The 25,221-nt window shown below is 36.1% G+C and carries 18 protein-coding genes; 6 read left to right on the top strand and 12 right to left on the bottom strand.

Features of this window, described 5'->3' with window-relative positions:
• Positions 1-68: 68 nt before the first annotated feature.
• The 8 genes from DCC35_RS19605 to DCC35_RS19580 form a co-directional block, all read right to left on the bottom strand.
• Positions 69-2,111 carry a GxGYxYP domain-containing protein gene (locus tag DCC35_RS19605; protein WP_137092406.1) on the bottom strand — a complete coding sequence of 681 codons (2,043 nt, stop codon included), beginning with the start codon at positions 2,109-2,111 and terminating at the stop codon, positions 69-71.
• A 523-nt stretch (positions 2,112-2,634) separates the two neighbouring features.
• Positions 2,635-3,588 (bottom strand): YihY/virulence factor BrkB family protein, encoded by a 954-nt coding sequence (locus tag DCC35_RS19600; protein ID WP_137092405.1) that lies wholly within the window; start codon positions 3,586-3,588, stop codon positions 2,635-2,637.
• Positions 3,589-3,629: 41 nt separating this feature from the next.
• Positions 3,630-4,691, bottom strand: a complete 1,062-nt coding sequence (locus tag DCC35_RS19595) for a phosphotransferase family protein (RefSeq protein ID WP_137092404.1) — start codon at positions 4,689-4,691, stop codon at positions 3,630-3,632.
• A gap of 1 nt (position 4,692) precedes the next feature.
• Entirely contained in the window at positions 4,693-5,427 is a 735-nt protein-coding gene (locus DCC35_RS21960) for an acyl-CoA dehydrogenase family protein (RefSeq protein WP_317129027.1), read from the bottom strand.
• The gene (locus DCC35_RS21955; RefSeq protein WP_317128964.1) at positions 5,424-5,897 is read right to left on the bottom strand and encodes an acyl-CoA dehydrogenase family protein; all 474 of its coding nucleotides are present in this window, start codon (positions 5,895-5,897) and stop codon (positions 5,424-5,426) included. The genes DCC35_RS21960 and DCC35_RS21955 overlap by 4 nt, the downstream gene beginning before the upstream one ends.
• A gap of 9 nt (positions 5,898-5,906) precedes the next feature.
• Positions 5,907-6,326: an SDR family NAD(P)-dependent oxidoreductase gene (locus DCC35_RS21950; RefSeq protein WP_317128963.1), complete on the bottom strand. Its 420-nt coding sequence runs from the start codon at positions 6,324-6,326 to the stop codon at positions 5,907-5,909.
• Entirely contained in the window at positions 6,326-6,673 is a 348-nt protein-coding gene (locus DCC35_RS21945) for an SDR family NAD(P)-dependent oxidoreductase (protein ID WP_317128962.1), read from the bottom strand. The genes DCC35_RS21950 and DCC35_RS21945 overlap by 1 nt, the downstream gene beginning before the upstream one ends.
• Positions 6,674-6,801: 128 nt before the next feature.
• On the bottom strand, positions 6,802-8,850 hold the full coding sequence (locus tag DCC35_RS19580; protein ID WP_175402879.1) for a TonB-dependent receptor family protein: 2,049 nt from the start codon (positions 8,848-8,850) through the stop codon (positions 6,802-6,804).
• An 85-nt stretch (positions 8,851-8,935) separates the two neighbouring features.
• Between DCC35_RS19580 and DCC35_RS19575 the strand changes: the two genes are divergently transcribed.
• The 6 genes from DCC35_RS19575 to DCC35_RS19555 all read left to right on the top strand — a co-directional run bounded on the left by DCC35_RS19575 (position 8,936) and on the right by DCC35_RS19555 (position 22,401).
• Positions 8,936-10,237 carry a tetratricopeptide repeat protein gene (locus DCC35_RS19575; protein WP_137092402.1) on the top strand — a complete coding sequence of 434 codons (1,302 nt, stop codon included), beginning with the start codon at positions 8,936-8,938 and terminating at the stop codon, positions 10,235-10,237.
• Between the two features lie 8 nt (positions 10,238-10,245).
• Positions 10,246-10,605 carry a helix-turn-helix transcriptional regulator gene (locus DCC35_RS19570; protein WP_137092401.1) on the top strand — a complete coding sequence of 120 codons (360 nt, stop codon included), beginning with the start codon at positions 10,246-10,248 and terminating at the stop codon, positions 10,603-10,605.
• 302 nt (positions 10,606-10,907) lie between these two features.
• The gene (locus DCC35_RS20775; protein WP_175402878.1) at positions 10,908-11,057 is read left to right on the top strand and encodes a hypothetical protein; all 150 of its coding nucleotides are present in this window, start codon (positions 10,908-10,910) and stop codon (positions 11,055-11,057) included.
• A gap of 18 nt (positions 11,058-11,075) precedes the next feature.
• A complete protein-coding gene (locus DCC35_RS19565; RefSeq protein WP_137092400.1) occupies positions 11,076-18,536 on the top strand; it encodes a S8 family serine peptidase in 7,461 nt (2,486 codons plus the stop codon).
• A gap of 50 nt (positions 18,537-18,586) precedes the next feature.
• Positions 18,587-19,024, top strand: a complete 438-nt coding sequence (locus tag DCC35_RS19560; protein ID WP_137092399.1) for a hypothetical protein — start codon at positions 18,587-18,589, stop codon at positions 19,022-19,024.
• Positions 19,025-19,164: 140 nt separating this feature from the next.
• Positions 19,165-22,401 carry a two-component regulator propeller domain-containing protein gene (locus DCC35_RS19555; RefSeq protein ID WP_137092398.1) on the top strand — a complete coding sequence of 1,079 codons (3,237 nt, stop codon included), beginning with the start codon at positions 19,165-19,167 and terminating at the stop codon, positions 22,399-22,401.
• A 31-nt stretch (positions 22,402-22,432) separates the two neighbouring features.
• On the opposite strand, the gene DCC35_RS19550 is transcribed toward DCC35_RS19555, so the two are convergent.
• From DCC35_RS19550 to DCC35_RS19535, 4 genes are all read right to left on the bottom strand, one after another.
• A complete protein-coding gene (locus tag DCC35_RS19550; protein ID WP_137092397.1) occupies positions 22,433-23,407 on the bottom strand; it encodes a substrate-binding periplasmic protein in 975 nt (324 codons plus the stop codon).
• A 195-nt stretch (positions 23,408-23,602) separates the two neighbouring features.
• The gene (locus DCC35_RS22190; protein ID WP_137092396.1) at positions 23,603-24,115 is read right to left on the bottom strand and encodes a baeRF3 domain-containing protein; all 513 of its coding nucleotides are present in this window, start codon (positions 24,113-24,115) and stop codon (positions 23,603-23,605) included.
• On the bottom strand, positions 24,112-24,774 hold the full coding sequence (locus DCC35_RS22185; protein ID WP_137092395.1) for a baeRF7 domain-containing protein: 663 nt from the start codon (positions 24,772-24,774) through the stop codon (positions 24,112-24,114). The genes DCC35_RS22190 and DCC35_RS22185 overlap by 4 nt, the downstream gene beginning before the upstream one ends.
• Before the next feature lie 181 nt (positions 24,775-24,955).
• Positions 24,956-25,168 carry a YwbE family protein gene (locus DCC35_RS19535; protein WP_137092394.1) on the bottom strand — a complete coding sequence of 71 codons (213 nt, stop codon included), beginning with the start codon at positions 25,166-25,168 and terminating at the stop codon, positions 24,956-24,958.
• Between the last annotated feature and the right edge of the window lie 53 nt (positions 25,169-25,221).

The following is a 25,221-nucleotide window of genomic DNA, read 5'->3' as shown; positions in this document are numbered from 1 at the left end:
GTATATTGAAATTTTGATATGTAACCTATTTCATCGGTGTAACTGAAATAAGAGCCAACTTCTATAGTTTATTGCTTAATGAACTTTTCACTAACGATACCTTTATTTGTTGGGATTTTCAATATATATACACCCTTTGATAATAACGTTGTAGAAATCTGTATACTAGTAACACGACTTTCGGGAGAAGTGAATTTCGCTGTTGGATAAATAGTTTTGCCATCAACAGAATAAATGATTATATCATCGGTAACCTGAGTATTTGAAGCATATATTATCTCAAGAGTATTCTTTCTATTAATTATATCCAGATTAGAAAAAAGAGTTTCAGATTCTGAGGATAAAATAAAATCTGTGGGATCAGTAGGGATATTGATTTTACCAAGATTTGCGTTTAATAGAATATTGAATTTTTCAGGAGTTACTACTTCTATAGCATCTCCTATTTTAGGGTCTGCCTTTATAAGTTCAATAACTCGTTTTAGCTCGGTTAATGACACATCTGCATTTCCAGTATATCCCGGGTTTTCGCTAACCAACCGTTGATATCCTGCAAGATAAAAATAAGGAGGTTCCCGTTGTTTCAATCTGCTTAAGATTTCTTCAGCTTTAGCATTCAGATTTGTTATGTTGCCATAAAATGTATTGTCATTTACATGATTGAAAATGGTTGTCACATCACGGTCGTAAGCAGTCTGGCTGGGATATTGAGGTTCGAAAAAAAATGTTGTTTCGATATTTGATGCACCATAAAAATCAACCATTTTGGTAACCTTGTAGCTGTTCGAAATAGTGAATCCCCTGTAATCAGATTCCCCCTGTCCGTTATAATGTTTATACGCATATGCAGTTTTGATATTGAATTCACCAACTCTGCTGGCAGATAATGATTTTGCATGTTCAAGTGTGTTCTCAGGAAGAACATCACCATAAGTATAGCCTAGAGGAGAAATGACAGATATAAATCCATCATTTTCAGTAGCGGTTGAATTATAATAATATCCAAGATAGGGAAATGTCTCAAAAAAATGAAGGTTGAATCCCCAGCCAATTGGTAACTTTCCACGTTGCGGTGAATGCCAGGCACCAGCCTGAAAACCAGTATTCCAGTTCCCCGCATCTCCTTCCGAACTGATAAATAAAATATAGTATTTTTTTTGCAGCGTTAGATCTTGTGGGTCGACAAGTGACGCTCTTTCTGGAGCCTGAGGGGCAGGAAATGAGTGAAACCAGGATAAATTTGCCTGCATCGATTCATGAAAGGTTGCACCATTCATAGAGAACCACTGAACAAGAGGCTCTGGTTGCATCCAGCCATAAATATTAAATAATTTATTCGGGTTATTGGACTTAAAATGCGAAAATAATCGTTCAAGTAATTCTGCTTTATTTTCTGGTAAGGTATAGAAATCAGGTGACCCGGCAACATCCCCGGCAATATCTACCTGAAACATTTTTTGTGAAATAGCCCAATCCGTTATCTCCCTGATGAAAAAGCTTTTTCGATTGCAAAGAGGAAGAATGTTATCAATCCCCCAATTTAAAAGTGACATATACCGGTCATCAAGTGTAGAATCATTCCATGGCCACTTTTTAAGAGTAAGGTCAGGATTCATAACAAAATTATTACCTTCAACTCCTGTTAAGATAACCTCATTGTCAACTTGAAAACCCCAGTTAGCAGCTTTATCTAGTGGTACCGGAATTCTATTTGATAATCCGCCTAGCATTGCAGCGAATTCTCCCTGCCACAAAATACTTTGGCCGGGAAAATTAGAGTACCATTCTGTATCGTTATAAAATATTCCCCCGTTTATCTGATTTTCGAAAACTGTAAATAAATCTTGAATTTTGGTTAACTCCTCAAAGGAAACACCTTCATTTTGTTCAAAAATTTCTATCCACTTTTCATCTGTTTGATTATAGCTCCAGGTTTCAAATACATTTTTCAGAAATAATTTAGGTTCATCTCTGTTAACCAGGCCTGCTACAGTCATTGCTGCTAATTTTTCACTTCGTGGTTTTCCTGTGCCATCAAATACATAATGCGTTTGTGAATGAATATTTAAAGAGAACCAGGTGATAAGTATAAGGAGTATTATTTGCTTCATTAATTAAAAATATTATTCATTAATCTAATATAATAAAATATTTAATAAAGTATGTTGTTGAAATAAATATTATAAATAAAGTGGTGTTAGAATTATAGTGTAGTTAATAACTATTAAAGCTTATTATGGTGAGGTTTTTCTATTAATTGATTTAATAAGTATTTTATATTATTGAGGGAATAGATTTCAAATCAACAATGGCTCTATATACCAATTTTGCCTCCCCCTGGAATTGGTGAAAGAGCTTTAAAATGTTAGTGGTAGTATCGTTCCTGATGTCAAAACAGAATCAGAATATTACCAAAGGCTCCTTGCCAATTCAATCATGGGAAATGATATCAGAGAATAGATTGATGAACTAGATAAGTATAAAAACTATTATTTACATTGCTGGAAGGGTGGTTGTAGTGCAATTGCAGCACACATGATGGCTAATAATAGTAACAATTTTTTTAATTGTAATTGTGAAGTATTTACGACGGATTTAAAATTTAAAATTTTGATATCAATAAAAGCACTTCATTTATTTTTGATCTTTCTGTGCTATGTTAATATCTTCATATTTATGATGATTTCTCAGTTTATATTCAGCGGTTCGCTGAGCATGTTCGGAAGGTTTAAATTTATACCCATAATTTTCCGAGAAGACCTGTGTAAACTCAGCTCCAAAGAATATAATCAGGCAGGAATAGGAGACCCACAGTAAGAAAAGTATTATAGCTCCTCCAGCACCAAAATTAGAATCAGGGTTTACATTACTGATATATAATGCTATCAACCATTTTCCAAGAGAGAAAAGTAATGCAGTTATAATTGCTCCTATCCAGACAGTTTTCCATCTTATTTCGACATCCGGAAGAACTTTGAAAATTGTAGCAAAGAGTAATGTTAGTATAAACAAGGAAAGCAGAAATTCACCTGAAACAGTAAAAAACATAAGATCTGAACCAAAGGTATCCGAAAGCCAGTCTGACAGAATACTGATTGTTGCGGATAGTACTAATGATATCAACATTAAAATACCCACAATAATGATAATCCCTAAAGATGTAGCTCTGTCCAGAAGCATCCTTAATATGCCTGCTTCGGGTTTTTTCTCAACTTCCCAGATACTGTTTAATGATTTTTGTAATTGAAAAAATAGTCCGGTTGCACCAAATAATAATGAACCGATACTGATTGCAGCTCCGGAAAAAGATTGATCTTCAAGCTTCGATTTCATTAGAATAGTTTCTATAGTTTTAGCAGCTTTTGGACCTATCATACTGGATATCTGAGCAGTGATTTCTCCAGTTATCGTTTCTTCTTCAATAAATAAGCCTGTAAAGTAAAGTATCAATAAAAGAAAACCGGGTAGTGCGAAGACTGCATAATAAGCTACAGCCGCGGCTTTGGCGAAAGCATCATCTTTCATCCATTCGTGATATGTCAGTTTGAGTAACTTGAAAATATCTTTTAGTTTGAATTTTTCAGCCATAGGTTAATTTACTCAAATATAGAATTAAGTTAAATTCTAACTTAGTATAAACTACTAATCTTATTCTGATCTATCGCCCGGGTAGCCATATCAGTGCAGCCTTTTAAAACATATGGAAGAGCAGCGAAACGCTCATCCTTTGTATGGCCAAGAGTATATCTTTTATAGATCTGTTGTACGATTACACCGATCTTAAAAAGACCAAAAACATAATAAAATAAAATATTATTAATGTTTTGACCTGATTTTTCAGCATACCTTTCTGCAAATTCCTGTCTGTTTAAATTACCGGGTATCCAGGTTAAATTATACTTCATCGCATCAGGATCATTAATTTCTGTCCAGTATCCTAATGTAGTTCCAAGGTCCATTAACGGATTTCCTACTGTGGCCATCTCCCAATCCAGCACAGCTAAGACATTTGTGAGATTATCCGGATTTAATACCAGGTTATCATATTTAAAGTCATTGTGTATAAATGTACCTGCAAGATCATCGGGCATATTATTTTGCAGCCACTTTACAACGTCGTCAATTGCTTCAATTTTGTCAGTTTCAGCCTTATAGTAACGCTTAATCCAGCCCTCTACCTGCCTTTGTACATATCCTTCAGGCTTACCGAAGTTTTTAAGTTCATCTTCTAATGGAATGGTATGTAGTTCAGCAAGAAGATCCACAGTTTTTGTAGAAAGCTTCTTCATTAATTCTGCATTTAAATCAATACCCTCCGGTGGCTTCTGCCTTAATATAATACCTTTGACTCTTTCCATTAAATAAAAAGGAGCTCCGATTATATTTTCATCATCACAATAAGCAATTGGATCAGGAATTTTATCATAAACAGGTTTTAATAATGAGAGGACTTTATACTCCCTGCTCATATCGTGAGCTGACTTTATATTAGCTCCAACAGGTGGTCTCCGTAGCACAAATTCTTTATTTTCTGTTTTGATAAGGTAAGTAAGATTGGAAAAACCACTTGGAAATTGTTTCACCTCTACTGTGCCGGGTATGTTTAATGTGTCCTTTAAATATTTTTGAAGATTATCAAAGGATACTTTATCACTTTTCAATGAAGTTGGTTGATCTATTGAGTTGCTCATTTTATTTCTTATTAACTCCGTAATTTTTTAAAATTTGTCTTGCCAGTGATGATTTGTGGACCTCATCGGGCCCATCATAAATGCGGGCAGCTCGTTCATGTCTGTACCAGTGAGATAGAATGCAGTCATCGGTGAGACCGTATGCCCCATGTACCTGTATTGCTTTATCCAAAACTTCCTGAAGCATGTTAGCGACATAGAATTTAATCGCTGATATATCATTTCGGGCAGTTTTTGATCCGACGGTTTCAAGCATGTGAGCTGCATTTAAAACCATTAGCCTGCATGCATCGATTGAGGCCCTGCTTTCAGCGATCCAGTTCTGGACTGTTTGTTTGTGTGCCAGTAAAGTATCTGCTCCCAGAGATCTTCCGGCAGCTCTTTTACACATCATATCGAGTGCTCTTTCAGCGGTGCCGATCCATCGCATGCAATGATGAACCCTTCCCGGACCTAGTCGTTGCTGTGCCAGGTAAAATCCTTCTCCTTCTTTTCCGATGATATTTTCAACCGGTACTTTGCAATTGTCATAATTGATCTCAGAATGACTATCATGCCCTTGACCCGATTCTCCCATAATAGGTGTGTTTCTGACTCTCTTAAAACCGGGATTATTTGTCGGAACTATGATCATGCTTGCCTTTTGATAGTTACCTGCCCCGGGGTCAGTTATTGCCATTACTATTGCAAAAGATGCGCCATCAGCGCCGGTGGTGAACCATTTTTTGCCATTTATGATATACTTATCGTTATTTTTTCGGCACGAGTATCCATGATTACCGGATTTGATCCTGCATTATCAGGCTCCGTCATTGAAAAACAACTCCTGATATTTCCGTTTATAAGAGGCTTAAGGAATTTTTCTTTTTGTTCATTTGTTCCATGATCTGATAATAATTCGATATTACCAACATCAGGAGCCTGGCAATTAAGGCAATAATGGCCATAAAGAGTCCAGGCGAGAATTTCACTGACCTGGGCAAATTCTGTAAGTGAAAGTCCACTTCCTCCTTCTTCTTCGGGTAAGTAGGGAGCCCATATCCCCATTTCTTTTGCAATATTTCGTTTTTCCTGGAGAATAGGTTCTAATTCAAAAAATGATGTAGTCAATAACTTGTTTTCAATCGGTAATAATTCGTCATTGACAAAAGATTGAACTTTCGGAAGGATTTTTTTCAACCTCTCAGATGAATATATTTCTATCATTTATTTCTATTAAATAGTAAAGCCACCATCTGCCGTAAATTCAGCTCCGGTACAAAATGATGATGCTTCAGATGCCAGGAATAATGCCAGGCCGGAGATGTCATCGGGTTCGGCTAACTTGCTTAATGCCTGTTTATACATGACTCCTTTTAAAGTTTTTTCGTCATTTATTAATGCCTGACTGAATTTTGTTTGCACTAATCCAGGCAGGATAACATTGGCACGAATATTATCTCTTCCCCATTCCCTGGCAAGAACTTTAGTCATAGAAATCATGGCTGCTTTAGAAACACTGTACAAACCAAGACCTGTACTAGGCGTTTTTCCTTCAATACTAGCGATATTAATAATTGACCCACCACCGTTTTCTTTCATCGACGGATATGCCAGTTTTGCTAATTCCATTGGTCCATAAACGTTTACCTTCATTACTTTATCAAAACATCTTCAGTAGAATCCTGGATTGGTCCATAGGTTGGGTTTATTGCTGCATTGTTTACAATAATATCTATTGAATTATATTTTTCGAGTGTTTGGTTGATTAGTTTATGGACGTCGTCACTAGTGCCAACGTGTGCTGCTATGCCAATGGCATTAGCACCTGCTTTAACTATATTTTCAGCGACTTCATCTACAGCTTCCTGTTTCCTGCTGGAAACAACTACGTTAGCGCCATTTTTAGCTAATGATTCGGCTATAGCACGACCAATTCCTTTGCTTGCGCCAGTCACAATTGCAGTTTTTCCTTTTAGATCAAATTGAGGTTGATTTTCCATGTTATTTAGTTTGGTAGCTTATAAGTTATAAATAGAAATTCAATTAATAAAGCCAGGTGATATTTAAGTTTATTTTTATACAAGAGGATTTAATTATTAGCTATTGATTACCAGGTCCTGATATATTGTTAATGATTTAGTTTGATTCTAACACCCCCGTAAAAGTTGATTTTTGGAGCAGGTTCATAAAATCTACCTCCAAAAGCGTTGATTCTGATATTACTGAAATATTCAGTGTTCAAAAGATTATTGATCCCGAGGAAAGGATTTAATTCCCATTTATCAAAACTTAGAGTATGGCTTCCCATGATATTTAGCACTGAAAAGTTATCTACCTTTACAGAATTTGTGTTTTCAGCATACATTTCGCCAATTATTTGAAACTCTGCAGATAACTTGAGACCAGAATTAGCTGAATAATTTAATTGTGAATAGAAAAGATTTTGGGGTATACCGGGAATTTGATTGTTATTAAAATTGTTTTCATCAGTAACAAACTGATCAAATTTAAAGTCAGAATATGTATAGTTAAGTTTACCATTAAACTGATCATTTATTACGAGGTCGATACCAATTTCTAACCCGTTTCTTATAGTGGAGCCGGCATTTTCATAAAATTCCCTATCGGGGAACTCTTCTATTTGATAGGGGATCAATTCGTTTTCTGTTTCGATCCTGAATAGGGAAATAGAATATATTACCTTATTCCATGCTCTGCCTTTTATTCCCGATTCAAAATTTACAGCAGATTGTGGGTCAAGATTATTATTGAACCCACCCATGCCGGATGGATTACTTGATAATTCATTGAGGGAAGGAGTTTCGAAGCCGGTGCTAAAGCTTGAAAATATTGAAAGGGCTTTTGAAAGAGAGTAATTTAACCCGATCAATGGGTTTAACCTGTCAAATGATCTGTCACCTGAATCATCTCCATCTATCAGGTAATTGTCTCCTCCTTCGATTTTGATCAGATCATATCTGAGGTTTAATAAAATATTGAGGCGTTTTAAAGGGCTGAACTCCGATATTAAAAAGAATCCTGAATTATAAAATTTTTCATCCTGGTCGATGATTATAGAGCCTTCAACACCTTCTTCATTTGTGAAATTTTGCCGACAATCATTTTGAAATTCAAGGTCAAAACCTGTTTTTATCAGCGCTTTCTCATTAATACTATAAGTATATGAACCATTGAAGCCATAAAAATCTCTTTTGAGATCAATGATAGCAAAAGGTATCCGGCCATAAAACTCCCGAAATGTATAAAACCCAGTCAATTCCATGGATTGGTTCTTTTCTATTTCTCGGGAATATGAAAGGCCTACTCTTCCTTGTTCTACTGATTCTCCGGTATTTTGTACAAAATTCAGTGCTCTGGCTTGATTTCTGTCAGAATTTACCTCATCTAAAGTTAGTCCTCCAGGATCTTGTGCTTCCGGGCTGTAATTGTAATTGAGAAGGATATTTATTTCATTTTTTTCGTCTGGATTATAGGTGAGCTTATTATTGAAAAGAGTAGTATAAAAATTATTGTGGTTTCTATATCCTCTTAACCGTGTATGTGATAGAAATGCCACATTACTCAAATCATTTTTCTTTATTCCTGAAGTAGCCTGATATTTTTGAAATCCAAATGAGCCAGCTGACAATCTGATCTCAGAGTAAGACTCTTCTACTTCTTTAGTTTCGAAGGATATCACTCCACCGGATGCATTCCCATATAATCCCGAAACCGGACTCCTGATAATTTCTGTCGAACCCAGAAATCCCGGGTCAATATTATCAATTTGTCCTTGTCCGTCAGGAGTTGATTCAGGAATTCCGTCAAGAACAATTTTTACTCCTCTTATACCAAATGCAGCTCTTGAACCAAACCCACGAATTGAAATTCTTACATCCTGGGCAAAATTATTATCATTTAAAATGAATACGCCGGGAGTTCCTTCGATCACCTCTTTTACGCTAAGTTGCTGGTTATAAATTTGTGGTGGACGAATAGTTGATACTGAAACAGGAACATCAGTTGCAATACTTTTTATCCTTGTGGAGGATATTGTTACCTGCTTTAATTCTAAAGTTGATAACGTATCCGGGTTGTTCTTCTGACTATAAGCAGTGCAGAATAGTAACTGGGCAAAAAGCAGGTAAATAGTTTTGATTTGAATGTTTTTAATCACAATCTAAGTTATGAATTGATTTGTTACTTTTTAATCACAGCTTAAAAAAACAAATGAAAGAAAAATTTCCTATTATTGAGATTATATGGGGAAACATGCATTTCTATATATTTGTTTATTCTATTCATACTTTTTATCTCTTGCCCAGGGAGATTCAAAAGAAAAGATTGATAGCTTACGATCGGTTTTATCTTCTGATATTTCAACGGATGAAAGGATAAATACTCTTATATATTTGGGAGTTAGTTATCAGTCAACGAGTCTGGATACTTCGATCATGTATGGTCAGACTGCACTTGATATCTCTGAAAATGCAAATGATTCCCTGAAAGCCAGAATTTACGATTTGCTTGGTACAGCTTACAATCAGAAAGGATTATATGATAAATCCATAGAAAATCTTATCGAAGGGCTGCGATATGCAGAAAAAATGCAGAATCCGGTTTATGAAGCCACTTTTTTAGTCAATATTGGTACAGTTCACGACCGGCAGTCATCTTTTGATAAAGCGGAAGGCTATTATCAAAAAGCTATTGAAGTAATAAAGGAAGCCGATGAAAAAATGGCGGACGGATTCCCAAGAAAACTGATTTTTCTTGCCAATATAAATAACAATCTAGCTAATATATATGGCAATCGTGGTGATACTACGCTGATGCTCGACTATTATGATAAGGCACTCGTGCATGCCCGGGCTGTAAATAGCGAGCCACTAATTTCCATGATCCTAAATAATATTGGAAATACTAATTTATACCAGGGAGATTTTGACAGGGCTTTTGAAAATTTGAATTCAGCACTACAAATCAGGAAAAGATTAAAAGGATATAAAAGTCTGGCTCAATCATATAGAAATCTGGGTTTTTTCTATTTTAAGTCTGGAAAGCCTGATTCAGCTATAATGTATTTTAATCAAAGTATTGATGCTGCTAAGAAAGTCGGTAGTTTAAAAGAACATGTTGACTCCAAGGAAGGATTAGCAAAAGTTTATGAATCGATTGGCCAACCTGAAATGGCATTGGATCATTTTAAGGAGTATAAACTGTTAAATGATAGTCTTTATAATGAACGGAGGGTGTCAGAGCTGGCCAAAATTGAAAGTCAATACCAATATGATAAGGAGCAACTAAAGTCAGAAGCTGAACAGAAGCGCAGAGAATTTAGGATGTACCTCATTTTAGGTGCTCTAATAGCGTTGATCTTGATTTTAATTCTGTTGACTCTTTTTCAGCGTCACCGGGTTAAAGCCGCCCGGTTAAAAGCCGAAACTCTTGAATTGAGGCAAAAATCGTGGAAGCTGGAAAAGAAAAATCTTAGTCTGGAACTTGAACACAAGACAAAGGAAATGTCTACCAAGCTTTTATATCTCTTCAAAAGAATGAGTTGATCGATGATGTGATTCAAGAATTAAAGAAACTCATTAAAAATCTTAAATCAGAAAATAAACCGATCGTCCGAAAAGTCATAAAAAATCTTGGTGTTGCTTTGAATGAAGATTCATGGAAAGAATTTGAGTTAAGGTTTACCGAAGTGCATCAGGATTTTTATAATTCACTCGAATCTAAATATCCTGATCTTACCCCCAACGAAAGAAAGCTATGTGCTTTTCTTAAATTAAATATGACAAGCAAAGAAATTTCATCCTTAACAGGTCAGTCAATTCGTAGTATTGATGTAGCAAGAACCAGGTTAAGAAAGAAATTCGGATTAACCAACTCTGAAGTCAATCTCGTGGATTTTTTGTCAACCATTTAATTGAAACAACCTTTTCAAATTGTATTATTTTAAGTATTGATTTGGTTGTTTTGAGATGGGGGTCCGCCTGGATCCTTGATGCTTTTCAGTTCTTTTTACTCATCTCTCTTTTTCATTTCATAATTATTGATGTTGTGCTTAAAACATCATTTAAAGTTATTTATAGCTAATTTTAATACGGTTTGTGCAGTATTTGTGCAGTGCTTTTTTTTTCATTGTAGCATCGATGTGTAGTGAGTTTATTAAAGAGTCTCTTGTCTTTATTAATAAGTTAGCATAATGGATTAAATGAATAATCAATTATGAGTAAAAGCGAAGGCAGGAAGAAGAATTCCGGGGATAATAATGAAACTCCCGAAGAGAAATTGCTCGATGCGATTCAGGAAGAAAACAAGAGTCGTCAGCAAGCACTGATCAAACTAATGAAAAAATTAAATAGTGGTAATAAATAAACCTAAACCAACCATTTTATGATTAAACGTTTACAATTTAAGAGATGCCATTTTTTAGCGCTATTGCTGTTATGCTTTAGTGTAATGAGTGGTATTGCTCAGGTAAAGCAGGGGAAGGTTCATATAAAGTTTAAACCGGGCATGGAAGCTTCGGTAACTAATATGAATGTTTCTCGCACTGCAGATGGAATAGTCCAAATCGGACTGTCAGGATTTGATGCTGTTGCTTCACAATACAGGGCAATAGATATCAGGCCTATGTTTATTCCAAAAAAAGGAAAAGAAGAAGCACATAGAAGACATGGTCTTCATTTATGGTATGAAGTTATCATAGATGAAAATGCCAGTGTTCTTAATTCGGTAAATTCATTTGAAAACATTGCAGAAATCGTTGAAGCAGAACCGGTTTATGCAAAGTCATTTATCGATCCATCAGGGGCAACTGTGGTTGAGCTTTCAGATCAGAACAATACTGCACCTGTAAATGACCCCGGACTTTCAGATCAGTGGCATTACGAAAATGATGGATCAAATAATGGTATTCCGGAGGCAGATGTTAATTTATTTGAAGCCTGGAATACGACAAAAGGAAGCAATAATGTGATCATATCTATCCATGATGCCGGAGTAGATGTTGATCACGAAGACCTTGCTGCCAATATGTGGATTAACGAAGCAGAGTTGAATGGGGAGCCCGGAGTAGATGACGATTTTAATGGTTATGTTGACGATATTCATGGATATGATTTCGTCAACAACTCCGGAAATATCGAAGCTGAAGATCATGGTACTCACGTTGCCGGGACAGTAGGTGCAGTAAATAATAATGGCATCGGTGTTTCTGGTGTTGCCGGTGGTTCTGGTTCCGGTGATGGTGTTCGCCTGATGGGACTTAGAGCTGTAGGAGGAGATATGGCCCAGTCATTTGTATATGCTGCTGACAATGGTGCTGTTATTTCTCAAAACTCGTGGACATTTACACAACCGGGAGTATATGAGCAGGCAGTGCTTGATGCGATCGATTATTTCATCGCTGAGGCAGGTAATTATGCCGGAAGCCCGATGAAAGGTGGTATAGTGATCTTTGCAGCAGCAAACTACAATCGAAATGATGTTTACTATCCTGAGGCTTATGAAAAGGTAATGGCTGTTGCCTCATTAGGACCGGCTAATAAAAAGGCATATTATTCAAACTATGCACCGTGGGTGGATATCGCTGCTCCCGGAGGAGATCAGTCTGAACTTTACGGAAATAAGGGGGGTATTTTAAGTACGCTACCGAATAATACATACGGATTCTTCCAGGGTACTTCAATGGCATGTCCGCATGTTTCAGGTATAGCTGGTTTGGTACTTTCTGCCAACGGCGGATCAAATTATACCAATGATGACCTTTGGACAGCGCTTATTACGGCAGTAAAGGATGTATATCAGTATAATGATGAGCAGTACGATGGTTTACTTGGAGCTGGATACATAGATGCAGCACTAGCTGTAAAGAAGAATGAAGGAATTGGTCCTGATATCATCAATGATTTTGTCGTTACAAATATTGCTCAGGATTTTGTTGAATTAAACTGGACCTCAGTAGGAGATCAGGATGATGAAACTGTATTTGGATATGAAATCTATTACAGCAATGACAGCATGAATGTGGCTCAGAAGAACGGGCATGAAACAGTTGTTATTACGGATAAAAATGCACCGGGTGTAGCTTTATCAAAGATAATTGAGGAGCTTATTCCGGAGACAAGATATTATTTCGCGATTAGCGGATTTGATAGGTGGGGTAATAAAGGTAACATGTCAGAGGTGATCACCGCAACCACAACGGATGCACCGGAGATCGCCTTTGATGTTACCAATTTTAACATCAGCCTTGACAATACGAATTCACATCTGACTTCAGAAACTTTCAACGTTATAAATAACGCAGAGGGCGCATTGAAATGGAATGCCAAAATTCGTCAGACAAGAGCTTACAGACTTTCCACAACCAGTTTAAATTATCCGGTTGCTTCAACGTCATCGCTTAAAGGAGTTGAGAAACTTGAGGTATCAGGTGTAACAGAAGGAGAATCAAATACTGAAACTTCTGATTACAATAACGACTGGGAAAATAAATACTGGAGAACAGGGATTGGAAACAGCCCGATTTACATAATCGGTGAAGAAGACACTTCTATTCCAAACTCCGCAGCAATGAAATATACTGTAGATGATCCGGAAGGGTTTAACCTGACAAGAATATCTCAGTTTATGAATCTTGACCGAACTCAGTTCCCGGAAGGAATTCTTGAGATCTACCAGGGAGAAGCTATAGATAAGAAAAATCTGGTTCTTGCTCAGGAGTTTACCGGAAACTTTGGAGAAGGTGGTCGTGATAAGATCGTTACTCTGGATTATCAATTGTTCTTTGAACAGGGAGAAACTTTCTGGGTGGTTTTCCATATGCCGGCTGGTGTTAAATACCCACTAGGTATAGGCATTGAAACAAATCCTACAGATTCTGATAACTGCTTTATGAGTTTTGATGTTGGTGAAACATGGGTACCGCTTGCTGAGGCAATTGATGATGACCGATGGGTGTGGAGACAGGAATTACAATCAACTGTTCAGCCAATTCATGAGTACCTTACTTTGTCTCAGGCTGAGGGTGTTACACCAGGTTTATCTCAGGAAGCAATCACTGTAGATGCAAACGGAACAAGCTTGATTAATGGTACTTACTATGCATCAGCAGTATTCTACAGCAATGATGACAATCAAAGAATTGCCGACGTTGATTTTACAATTAACGTAAAAGATCATCAACCTGTTCTTTCATCAAGCCAGCTTGTTGATTTCGGAAGCTCATTTGTTGGTGTACCAACAACTTTAGAGATACCATTAGAAAATTCAGGTCTTGGAGTATTCAGATTTAATGATGCAAGCTGTGTGACAACTAATGCTGATTTTGATCTTGGAGCTAATAAAGCAGGAATCCCGTATTCTGTTAAGGCACTTGATAGTGATGTGCTTACTGTAACATTTACTCCATCTGCTGCGGGAAATATTTCAGGAAAGATCGAATTAGTAGATTATAACGGTAATACACATACAATAAATGTGTCTGGCGTTGGAACTCAGCCTTCTGAGATAGCATATAACCCGGCCAGCAGTGATTTCACGATGGCTATCGGTGATGTGCAGTCAGGAAGTTTTGATATTGTAAATAATGGAAACTATCCACTACAATTCTACTTCCCGAGATTAGTAACTCAGGAGGATGTGATTCAGGTTCCTGTAAAAGGAAGTGCTTTTGGTTACTTCTGGGAAAATACTAATGATGGTGGTGCCACTCATACTTATCAGTGGGAAGATATTTCTCAGACAGGTGAAAATGTCACTGCTTTCTGGAGAGATCAAAACGGGTCATTGCTTGAACTTGACCTTGGTTTCCAGTTCCCTTATTTCGAACATGTTTATGAGAAGCTTTATCTGACTCAATATGGTGTATTGACAACAAATAATGAAATGGGATGGGCCGGAAACGCGATGAGTCCGGGGAATAAATTTCAGAATGTAGCGATTTCTGCGCTTAATCGTAATCTTAGATTAGAATATGGTGGAGATATCTATGTTCAGAAGAAGTCAGGAAAGATCATTATTCAATATGAAAATGTAAGAGTTGCAGCTTCAGCATCTTCAACATTTACTTTCCAGACAATTATTTATAACAATGGTGATATTGTTCATAATTACAAAACCGTGCCTTCATTAGCATTCTACAAAACTGTCGAAGTAGGTCTTGAAGATCCAGACAAGGAATTTGGTTTTGTGATCTATGATAAATCAAGTTATACTGAAACTCCTGATGCTGGATTGACAAATGGTTCTTCGATCAAGATCTATTCACCTGGTGTGGATGCGATCGAAAACGTCTCAATGACTCATGGTGTTGTTCCGGTTGGAGAATCACAAACTATTAATTTTGATGTTAATTCTTCTGACCTCGTAGAAGGAATTTGGTACCAGAGATTAGTAGTTGCATCAAATGACCCGTCAAACCCGCTTTCTGCATATACTGCGAATATCAATGTTAATGCAGGTGGTGTTGCTGATGTACAATTAGCGGAATCAGCTTATGATTTTGGGTCTATTTTCCAGGGAGATTCTGTAGGAAGAATCTTTGAAGTGGAGAACGTAGGTACAAAGACGGCCCAGATCACTGGAATTAGTTCATCAACTGGTGCATTTGAACTTGCACATGATGCATTACCTGTTGATCTTCAGGCTAAAACGATCTTCTTCCTGTCTGCTTCTCATAATGGAGTAACTCAGGGGACATTTACAGACCAGATTACGATCACTTTTGCTGACGGATCAGAGAAAACTCTTGATCTTTCGATCGAAGTTGGGCCGGCTCCGGCGCTTTCAGTAACTTCTGATCCGATTGACTATACATTGAATTTTGGAGAAACTACTCCTCATACAATTACAATTGAGAACACCGGTGAAGCTGAACTTGAATTTACAACTTCAGGTACTGAGTGGGCTTATTTTGATGATGAGACTGTGGCAACTACAGCAACTCAGTTAAAAGAACACACTTATATATTCAAGACAACTCTTGATGATGGTTCAGTTAATTATAACTGGGAAGAGATCGTTCAGACTGGCGGTGAGCAACTTGACCAGGGAGGATTTTCTGAATGGCATATAAAAGCACTTCCATTTGAATTTAAGTTCTATGGTCAAGTGTACGACTCGATTTATATTCATTCAAACGGTGTTATATCATTTGATGATTATACTGACCTTGTAATGGAAGGTCCGACTAGTGGACCGGCTACTATTCCTGATACTGGTCTGGTAAACAATGCTATTGCTCCATTCTGGGGTAACGGGTATTATGGAGTTGTTACAGAGGCTGACAAAGAAATTAGTGGGGTATTCTATAAAGAGTATGACGAATATGTGATCATTGAGTTTGCAAATCTTGTAGACAGAGGATTCACAGGAATGCCATTCAGCGTTCAGGCGATTATTTACAAGAACGGTAATATCAAATACCAATATAACTTCGGCACCAGATCTAGGGCATATGAGGCTGTTGTTGGTGTAGAGAATGAAGATGGAACTGACGGTGTTCAGGTAATGAGTTATGACTTCTTCCTTGAAGATGAAATGGCAATTATCTTCTCACCTGCGAACAAGCGCAGACTGGCTGCTGGTTCAACTGTAGATCTTCCAATGACTATCGATGCTACGCAAACAAACGGTGGAGTTTATAATGCTGATATTCAGATTCAGTCAAACGTGCCAGGAGAACTAAACACGTTTATTCCTGCAAAACTTACAGTTAATGGTCAGGGAGAGATTAGTGTAATTGATAGCCTGTATTTCGGAGATATCGTTGCAGAAGCACTTCCAAATGGTAACCCGATAACTCATGATTTTGATTTTGTTTTGAAAAACTCAGGAACTGATCAGCTTACAGTAAATACTGCTGAATTGTTAGAGGGAACTGATTATTCTTTATACATGGTTCAGGAGTTCTGTTCATTCTTTGGATGTCAGGAGAATCTGATTCCTGCCGAAGGTGCAATCACGTTAAATCTTGCACCTAATGAAGAACAAAAGTTCAGAGTTACGCTTGATACAAGGTTAGAAACTTACGAAGCGATTGATACGGTAGCAATTGATCTAGGTCTGGCTACAGAAGTGAAGGTTCCTGTTTATGCTAACGTATTCCTTCCTTCTGTATTGGAGATCGATAACGATGCTTTCCATTATGAAGCTAATGATAATTCATTCACTGGTTCCGATGTGATCAATTTAAATAACACTGAAGGCCAGAACGAATTAACTTATACAATTGAATATGACTACATCAGAAAAGGTATTTCAATGGCTTCTCAAATGCAGTCAGCTTCAAGTGAGATAAAAGGAGAACTTAGTGCGACACAAAGCGCTGATATATCAGCGACAGCTACCCAGGCGAACTTTAATAGAGACCTAAAGTATGGCGATGAAACTCCGGTTACATTTGTCGGATTTGGTGAAACCTCTACATTTAAATCTTCTACGAAGTTTCATTCCGGGGCAGAAGGATTTAACCTTTCTCACGTATCTACCTATATTTCTGCAGAAAATAATACAAGTACCAGATTGGTAGTTGAGATTTTTGCGGGAAAGGATATTTATGATGCAGTTAAAGTTGCTGAAACAGAGTATATCCATGAGGCCGAAACAAACTTCCAGGGGTTAGTAACAATTCCTCTTAATGAAGTGGTTAAAATGTATCCTTATGAGACATTTTATGTTTCTATTAGATACCCATTTGGTGTAGCATATCCTCAAGGTACAAATACCACAGGATACCAGCCTAATACGTTTATGTATCAAAGTGGTGGTTTCTGGTATGATATGCAAGACTCTCCTGCATTCGCAGAACAAGGATGGTTCGTACAAGCTCATGAAGAGACTTACAACGAAACAGGATGGTTGACAATTACATCTACCGGGTCTGTTGCTGCTGGTGAAACTGGTACAATTGATATTGATGTAACTGCTCAAAACATGGATGTTGCAGATGTGATTGCGAATGTAATTATCTCTTCAAATGATCCATACAATCCGAATGAAACTGTTCAGGTTTCAATGCACATGAATCAGGCTCCTGTGTTTGGTGAAGGTGAACATTATTATGAAATCCATGAAACAGATTCTATTGGGTTTACAGTTACGGCTACTGATCTTGAAGGAGAAACGTTCGGGTTTGGTCTTGAAAATGCTCCTACAGGTATGACTATAGAAGAGCTTGATGGAATTGCATATATCTCTTACGTTGCTGATTATTTCTCAGCAGGAATGTACAACATGAGCATTACAGCTACAGATGAAGGGGGAAGAGTTTCTCACTTCCCTGTTGAAATGAATGTTATGAATGTGAACAGGGCTCCGGTTGTTACAGATGTTGAAGACTTCAACTTATCTATTGGAGGTGTAAATTACCTGATCGATGGGACTACAATATTTACTGATGCTGATAATGATGCACTGTATTACAATGTCGTTGTTGATCAACCTGATATGGTTGATGTAGCCATTACTGGTAATACTTTTGAATTTATTCCAAAAGCTCCGGGACAAACAAGTATCACAATTTATGCGACAGATGGGATGATCCAAGAAGAAGTGTTCACAAGCTTCGTAGTTACTGTAGATTATATTCTTGGAACTGATGACCTGTTAAATAGTGGTTTTAATATTTATCCTAACCCGGTTAGAGATATAGTAAATGTAAAGGTTCCTGAATCAGGAGATTACCAGTTAACTATTTACGGAGTTGACGGGAAAATCCACATGTCTGAAAAGGTTGAGATGTCTGTAAATGGGACAGGAGTGAATATCTCTGGTCTTGAAGGAGGTATTTACCTGATAGAAATTAATGGTGAAAGGGATTCTGTTACATCTAAAATCATTAAAGAATAAAAATTAAATATGACAAGAGGTTTCGGCCTCTTGTCTATAAAAACAATATTATGAAAAGATTTTATTTAGCAATATTTATTTCATTTGCACTTCTGAGTGGATGTAAAGATGATGAGCCGGGTAAAGAAGAAGTTCAAGTCAACAATCTAAGTAAAACCTGGTCATTAGGGGCAGATGGATATGTGATGGTTAACAGCCAGGATATTTCTTACGATTATTCCGAATTTTCGATTAGATTTTCCGATGCAGGAGGAGATAAAGTTTATTATGTAACTAATGGTCATTATGCATTTCCTGCAGCAATTGACACATGGAATTTTACCGATCAGAATTTTGAGGAGGTTGTAAGGCATGTAGATGGGACCGTTATGGAAACCAATGTAGAGAATAACACCCTTACTATCCGATTTAATATCCCGCAACCTTCTAATGGGAAATTGCAAGGAGGTTTTGGTGATTTTGAATTTTATCTAACAGAGTATAAATAACAGATTTCATCTTTTACCTAGAGAGTGTGCCCCTTCGGGGCTTTTTTATTTTTTTATATACTTTTGAAATACTTTTTGATAAATTGATAAATATTTTATTTTAAATATTCCTTCAAGCATTAATCTCTTAAAGGGAATTTATGTACAAGTTATTCGTATCGTCTGTATTTTTATTTTTACATTTTGGATTATTTGCTCAGGTTAAATTCAATCAAATTTCAGTTAATGATGGATTAAGCCAGTCGGCAGTTCATGATTTTGCCCAGGATAAATATGGTTACATGTGGATTGCAACCAGGGATGGTATCAATAGATTTGATGGTGAGAATTTCGAAATATTCAGAAATAAAAAATCTGATCCAAATACGATAGCAAATAGTTGTGGATGGTCATTGGCAATTGATGAAAAGGACAGGGTATGGGTAGCGACTCCTGTTGGGATCAGCTATTTAAATGCTGAAAGAACTCAGTTTTTTAATTTTTATCCAGATAATCTGAATCAGGACTTTGTCAAAACTGAAGAAATAGCTGTTTCAGATGGTAAAGTATTTATCGGCACACATCGAGGTGTTTTTGTTTTTCATATAAATAGTAAAAAATGGGAAGTCATCGATGGGTTGGAAGATGTCAGGACATATTCTTTGGAATCATTTGATGATGGGGCAATATTGATTTCTTCAAATAAGGGTCTTTCTTTATATAAAGAAGGAAAGCTTGATGATATTAATCCTTCCAGGTTTGACTTTATTAAAGCTTCATTTATAGGTAATAAGTATATATACACTGCGGACGAAAGTTATTTATATAAACTAGATAGAAATTTTGTTGTCCTGGATTCAATGGCATTAGCTCAAAAGTTAAAAACTATCCGGATGGATATAGTTGTTGATCACCAGGAAAGAATATGGGTTACCGGGCAGGGTGTTGAAATCATTGATAGAAATTTTAATTACTTAAAAAGAATTCAACACGATGATTTTGATCCCGGGTCTCTTTCAAGTAATAGCCTTACTAAAGCAACAGTTAGTAGAGATGGTACTGTATGGATTGGAACAAATGGCTTTGGATTAAATAGGTATCATAATAGCCTGTCCGATATAAATACAATTTTACATAATCCGTATAATCCCAATGCATTAAGTAGTCCGTACGTATCTGGCTTCCATTATAAAGATAGCCTGTTATACATAGGCTTAATGAATATAATCGATGTATATGACATCTCGGATTATCCTTATAAAAAGCTTAGGTCTATCGATTTAAGTGATGAAAATGCAGGAAGAATTTACAAGATCGAATCAATTAATGGAAGGATGATTGCAGCTACTGATCGTGGTCTTATTGGTTTTGATGGAAATGACAACGTAAATGAGCGATTATTAGAGGATTTTTATATAGTTAATTTTAAAAGGCTTGAGGGAGATAAATTATTGCTCTTTACGGGTGATGAAAACTCCAGGCTAAAAACCTATGATTGTAATACCGGTGAATTTGAAAACCTGGATGTACTTTCTGTAACAGAGCAAATTTTATGTGGGTTTATTGAGGATAGCATAATTTGGCTGGGTGGTGATGAAGGTATAATTAAGTTCAATAAAGATTTAAAGGTTATTAAACGCTATTCAGGAGCTAAGAATGAACTAGTATTTCAGATTAAAGATATTTACAGAGATTCTAAAGGTATTTTATGGCTTGGCACCTGGAGCCAGGGTTTATACATTTATCAAGAGGAAAACGATACTTTTACTCCTTTTAAATTAAATGAGAATCTTCCTAACCAGACTATCTATGGAATTCTGGAAGATGAGAAAAATAACCTCTGGTTTTCTTCTAATAATGGTATTATAGCTTATTTAAGGTCGGAAGAACAAATATTACATTTTTCTATTGACTATGGAATTCAAAGTAATGAATTTAATACAGGATCGTTCTTGAAATTACCAGATGGAAGGTTGGTGTTTGGAGGAGTTAAGGGTATAAGTTATTTTGATCCGGAAGAACTAATCAATGGTGCTGACGGATCTAAGCTTTTTATTAATAAAGTCCTTGTAAATCAGCAAGTAGTTCCTGATTCGGTATGGGGTGGAGAAAATTTCGTCTTAGATTCGGATCAACGAAATATAAGTATTCAATTTAATGCTATTTCGTTTAATTCTCCTTCAGGATTACGGTACAGGTATAGGTTAAATGAAAATGACCCTTATATTAATTTGGGAAAGAATAATGAGCTTGTTTTATCAAATCTTGAATCAGGCGATTATACTTTATACATTAATAGCACAGGTGCTAATGGCGTCTGGAAGGAAGAAGAAATATCATTTCCATTTACCATAAAATCTCCGTTAATACAAAAGTTATGGTTTCAATTACTATTGGTAGCAATATTAATAATATTAATAGTAGTTTATAGTAAGTATCGTAATTTCAGACTTAAGGAAAGGGCTCGCTCGCTTGAAGAAGCCATTAAGAAAAGAACTAAAAAAATTAATGAACAAAATATTGCTATCGTCGCTAAGAATGAGGAGATGGAGGCTCAAAGTGAGCTCTTGTCTGCACAGAATAAAGAGTTAAATGAACAACGGAAAGAGCTTTTAGAATTAAAGCGTACCCTCGAAGACAGGGTTAGAGAAAGGACAGATGATTTGAATAAAAAGAATGTTGCCTTGCAAAGACAAAATATTCAAATGGAGCAATTTAGCTATATATCAAGTCATAATCTCAAAGGCCCTATCGCTAGTATTCAGGGACTATTAACACTTTTAAATAGTGAACAACCACTGAAAGATCAGGAGGAAATAATCAGCCGGATCAGGCAAAGTATAGATAAGTTAAATTCAATTGTTACAGATTTAACAAAAATCATTGACCTGAAAGAAGACAAACAACAATTTGATGTGTTAAGTGTTGAGGATACTCTTAAGAATGTCTTAAATGATTTACAAGGCAGATTAGAAAATAACAATATATCCTTAAAGTTAAATATTGAAGAAGACTATAAAATAGCAGGAGTCAGAGCTTATTTACAGAGCATATTTTATAATATTATCTACAATAGCATTAAGTACAAAAAATCTGACAGGCATGACAACCAGATACAAATTTATATTACCGGAGATTCAGATACAGTAAAGTTGAAATTTGTGGATAATGGAATCGGCATTGATATGAGGTATGCTAAAGATAAGTTGTTCAGGCTATTCCAACGGTTTAATGATGTTCATGAGGGAAAGGGAATTGGCCTTTATATGACAAAGGTTCAGGTTGAGGCAATGAATGGTGAAATTAGTTTGAAAAGCAAGCTTGATGTTGGGACTGAAATTCAAATAGTATTCCCTCTTTATAAAAAAGTAAAAAAAGACACCCTCAAATCAAATTAATTCAAGGGCGTTATTTATTAATAAGTGATATTTATCGTTGTAGCTTAATTATTAGCCCTGGATTTTCAGGGTCAGTTGAACTCTGAACTCTTGATTTTTGTTTGTATTTCTGAGGTATGCTATTCCAATTTTTATATTCCTTGTCGTCTATAACATAGTTTCTGTTTTCAGCCATATTAGTAGATGAAAAAACACTATATGCACTTAACGGTTCTGATATGCCTGCTTTGTCCCCATTTAGAACTAATTCAGCTGCTCCATCTCCATCAATATCGGCACTAATCCAATTAAGGTTAAGAATCCTGTTATAGGTTCCGTCAGAAATCATATTTTTGATCTCTCTGTTAAATGAATCAATTATTTCAGAGGCATAAGGCAAGTCTTTTTGCAAAGCCAAATATAAAGGTTTAACAATTATCGGGGAAGAAGAAATTGCCAGCTTTTCTTTAACTTCATTCAGGTGGATTTGTAACATATACTCGATGAGTAATTTATCTACCAGCATAACATCTATTTCACCAGCGATCAATTTATTTAAATTTGCCTGATCATCAGCTCCATAAACCAGGTGAATATTATCCCGGTTGAACAGGTCATTCCCATAAGCGTAATTCCTTACTATTCCAACAGTCATTCCTTCAAGTTCATCAATAGATCCTTTGTTTACGTCTGTTCCGGATAAGCCAACAAGAATCAATTGATTTTCCAGATAGGGTTCTGAATAGATTAAGTACTCTTGTCTTTCTTTTGTTTTCCACAGTGCTGCACTGCCGTCAAAGACATTTGCTTCTATTCCGGTCATAACCCGCCCAAAAGGTAAAATGCTGGAATTTGATTGAATATCTGCTCTTCTTAAAGCAGTAGAAACAAGATCTAGTGCCACTGAGGTTTTGTTTGAGGTATTTGTGAAAGGTGGGTATACATCTGAAGCCAGGTTGAGCTTTTGAATTTGCCCAGAAACACTGACTGAAGCAATTATTAGTAATAGGACTATATATCGTATCATGGCTGGTTATTTGGGTTTTTATAAGTAGAATCTTTCATATAAAATACGAAATATTCAATCCAATAGCAAAATAATTCAATAATTGGTGGTCGTTAAAAAATGGCGTATCAAATGGCTGAAAATGAGTTTCTAAAAGTATTGATATTTAAAAAAGCTGACGGAAAAGTCAGCTTTTTTAAATGTATTTAATAAGTATTATCTGGCGTATCTGAAAACTCCATTTACTACGCTTGTATTATCCGGCATCTCGTCTTCATTGATTACATACACTTTACCGTTATGCTTAATTGTTTCTATTGCTGCCAGATTAAGGAGATCGGCATCGCCTACTTTTCTGACCTGATTAATTTCAATAGAATGTTCTTTTAATTTATACTTACCCCACAAGTGAGAATCTTTTTTGACAAACAAGGTTTCAGTTCTTCCTGCCATGGAAGCCGGTATCACGGTTTCGGGTGAAGGAGCGGATTTTCCTTCATTTAATTGAGCTTTATATTTTTCTTTTGCACTCGCACGAGTCGATTCGACCTGTGGCTTCATCACATTCCAGGCTTTTTCCTTCAAGGTTAATAAATCTTCATCGCAGAAATTACCTTCAATATGTTCATTCATTAAATACTGATAATCGTTGGCATCTCTGTAAATAGGATATAAGTAGTCTACACAGGCGACTATCATTGGTTTATCTTCATCATTTAATAATTTCATAAGACCTTCATTGATCTGTCTGAAATATTTAAATGCCTCTTCTTTTTTTCTGTTTCATTTCCTGAACCATGCCCGTGATACAGTCCTTCAGCATCTCCTGTTTCTCCCTGGTTAGATCTTCTTCCGAGCTGTTTTTGTTCATAATCGTAACCTACAGCATCTTCTAGTTGAGTAGGTACTAAATGACTGATGCCTACTTCAGCAATAGTATATCTGGTCGCCTCATAAAGTTTCACATGATCTAATGAAAGTTCGAGAATAAAATGAGTACTAGAATCATGAAGCATTCCTGCTAGTGGTAATAAATAATATCTTTCACTTACATATGCATAACTTTTAAATTCAATTGGAATGTGAAAGGTTTCTACCTCTTTACCATTGTAAAAAATGGCAAGGCCATCAGATTGATAATTCCAGAATTCATTATTATCTAATAATTTAGAAATCGGCTCAAGATATGGTTCAGCTTCACTTTCTTTCATGCCGTGTATGATCAATTGATCTCTGGCATCTTGTAATTGATTCTTTAATTCTATTCTATCTTCATCCATTTCCTGACCCGGTGTGCTTATTCTATGGGTTGGAATGTAAATACTTACACAAAATGGTTTATGTACATCCGAAAGTCTTTCAAAGTCTTTTGTTTTGAATATTTCCATGGCTATTTAAAAATTTCGTTGGATAATAACTGTTCTATTTTAAATGAAAAAATCATGCCATGGCCACTATCAATACCTGGTCGCAACTTTTAATTAATGACGATATTAATTTGTGGATTTAAAGTAGGATTATTTGTAGAATAATTTCTACAAGACGAATCAAATTAAGAAGCTTATTTAACTATTTTTTTACCCTTCCTACTGTTCCATCTTCTAACATTACTTTTATTCCCCAAGGGTGGCTATTAGACTTAGTCAGAAATTTCTTAATTACCCCCTCGGTTAACTCACCCGATCTTTGATGATGCTTTTGAACAACCAGTACTGTCTGGCCGAGATGAAGATTTTTTCTGGCTTTACCAATATTAAGATCCTGTTTTTCATTGTCTTCCATAATAATTCTTTGGTTGCTTATTTATAAATAGATAAAAACTTACAATTAAAGAT

Source organism: Mangrovivirga cuniculi, from assembly GCF_005166025.1.
Taxonomy (GTDB): Bacteria; Bacteroidota; Bacteroidia; order Cytophagales; family Cyclobacteriaceae; genus Mangrovivirga; species Mangrovivirga cuniculi.
This window is presented reverse-complemented; position numbering and strand designations above follow the sequence as displayed.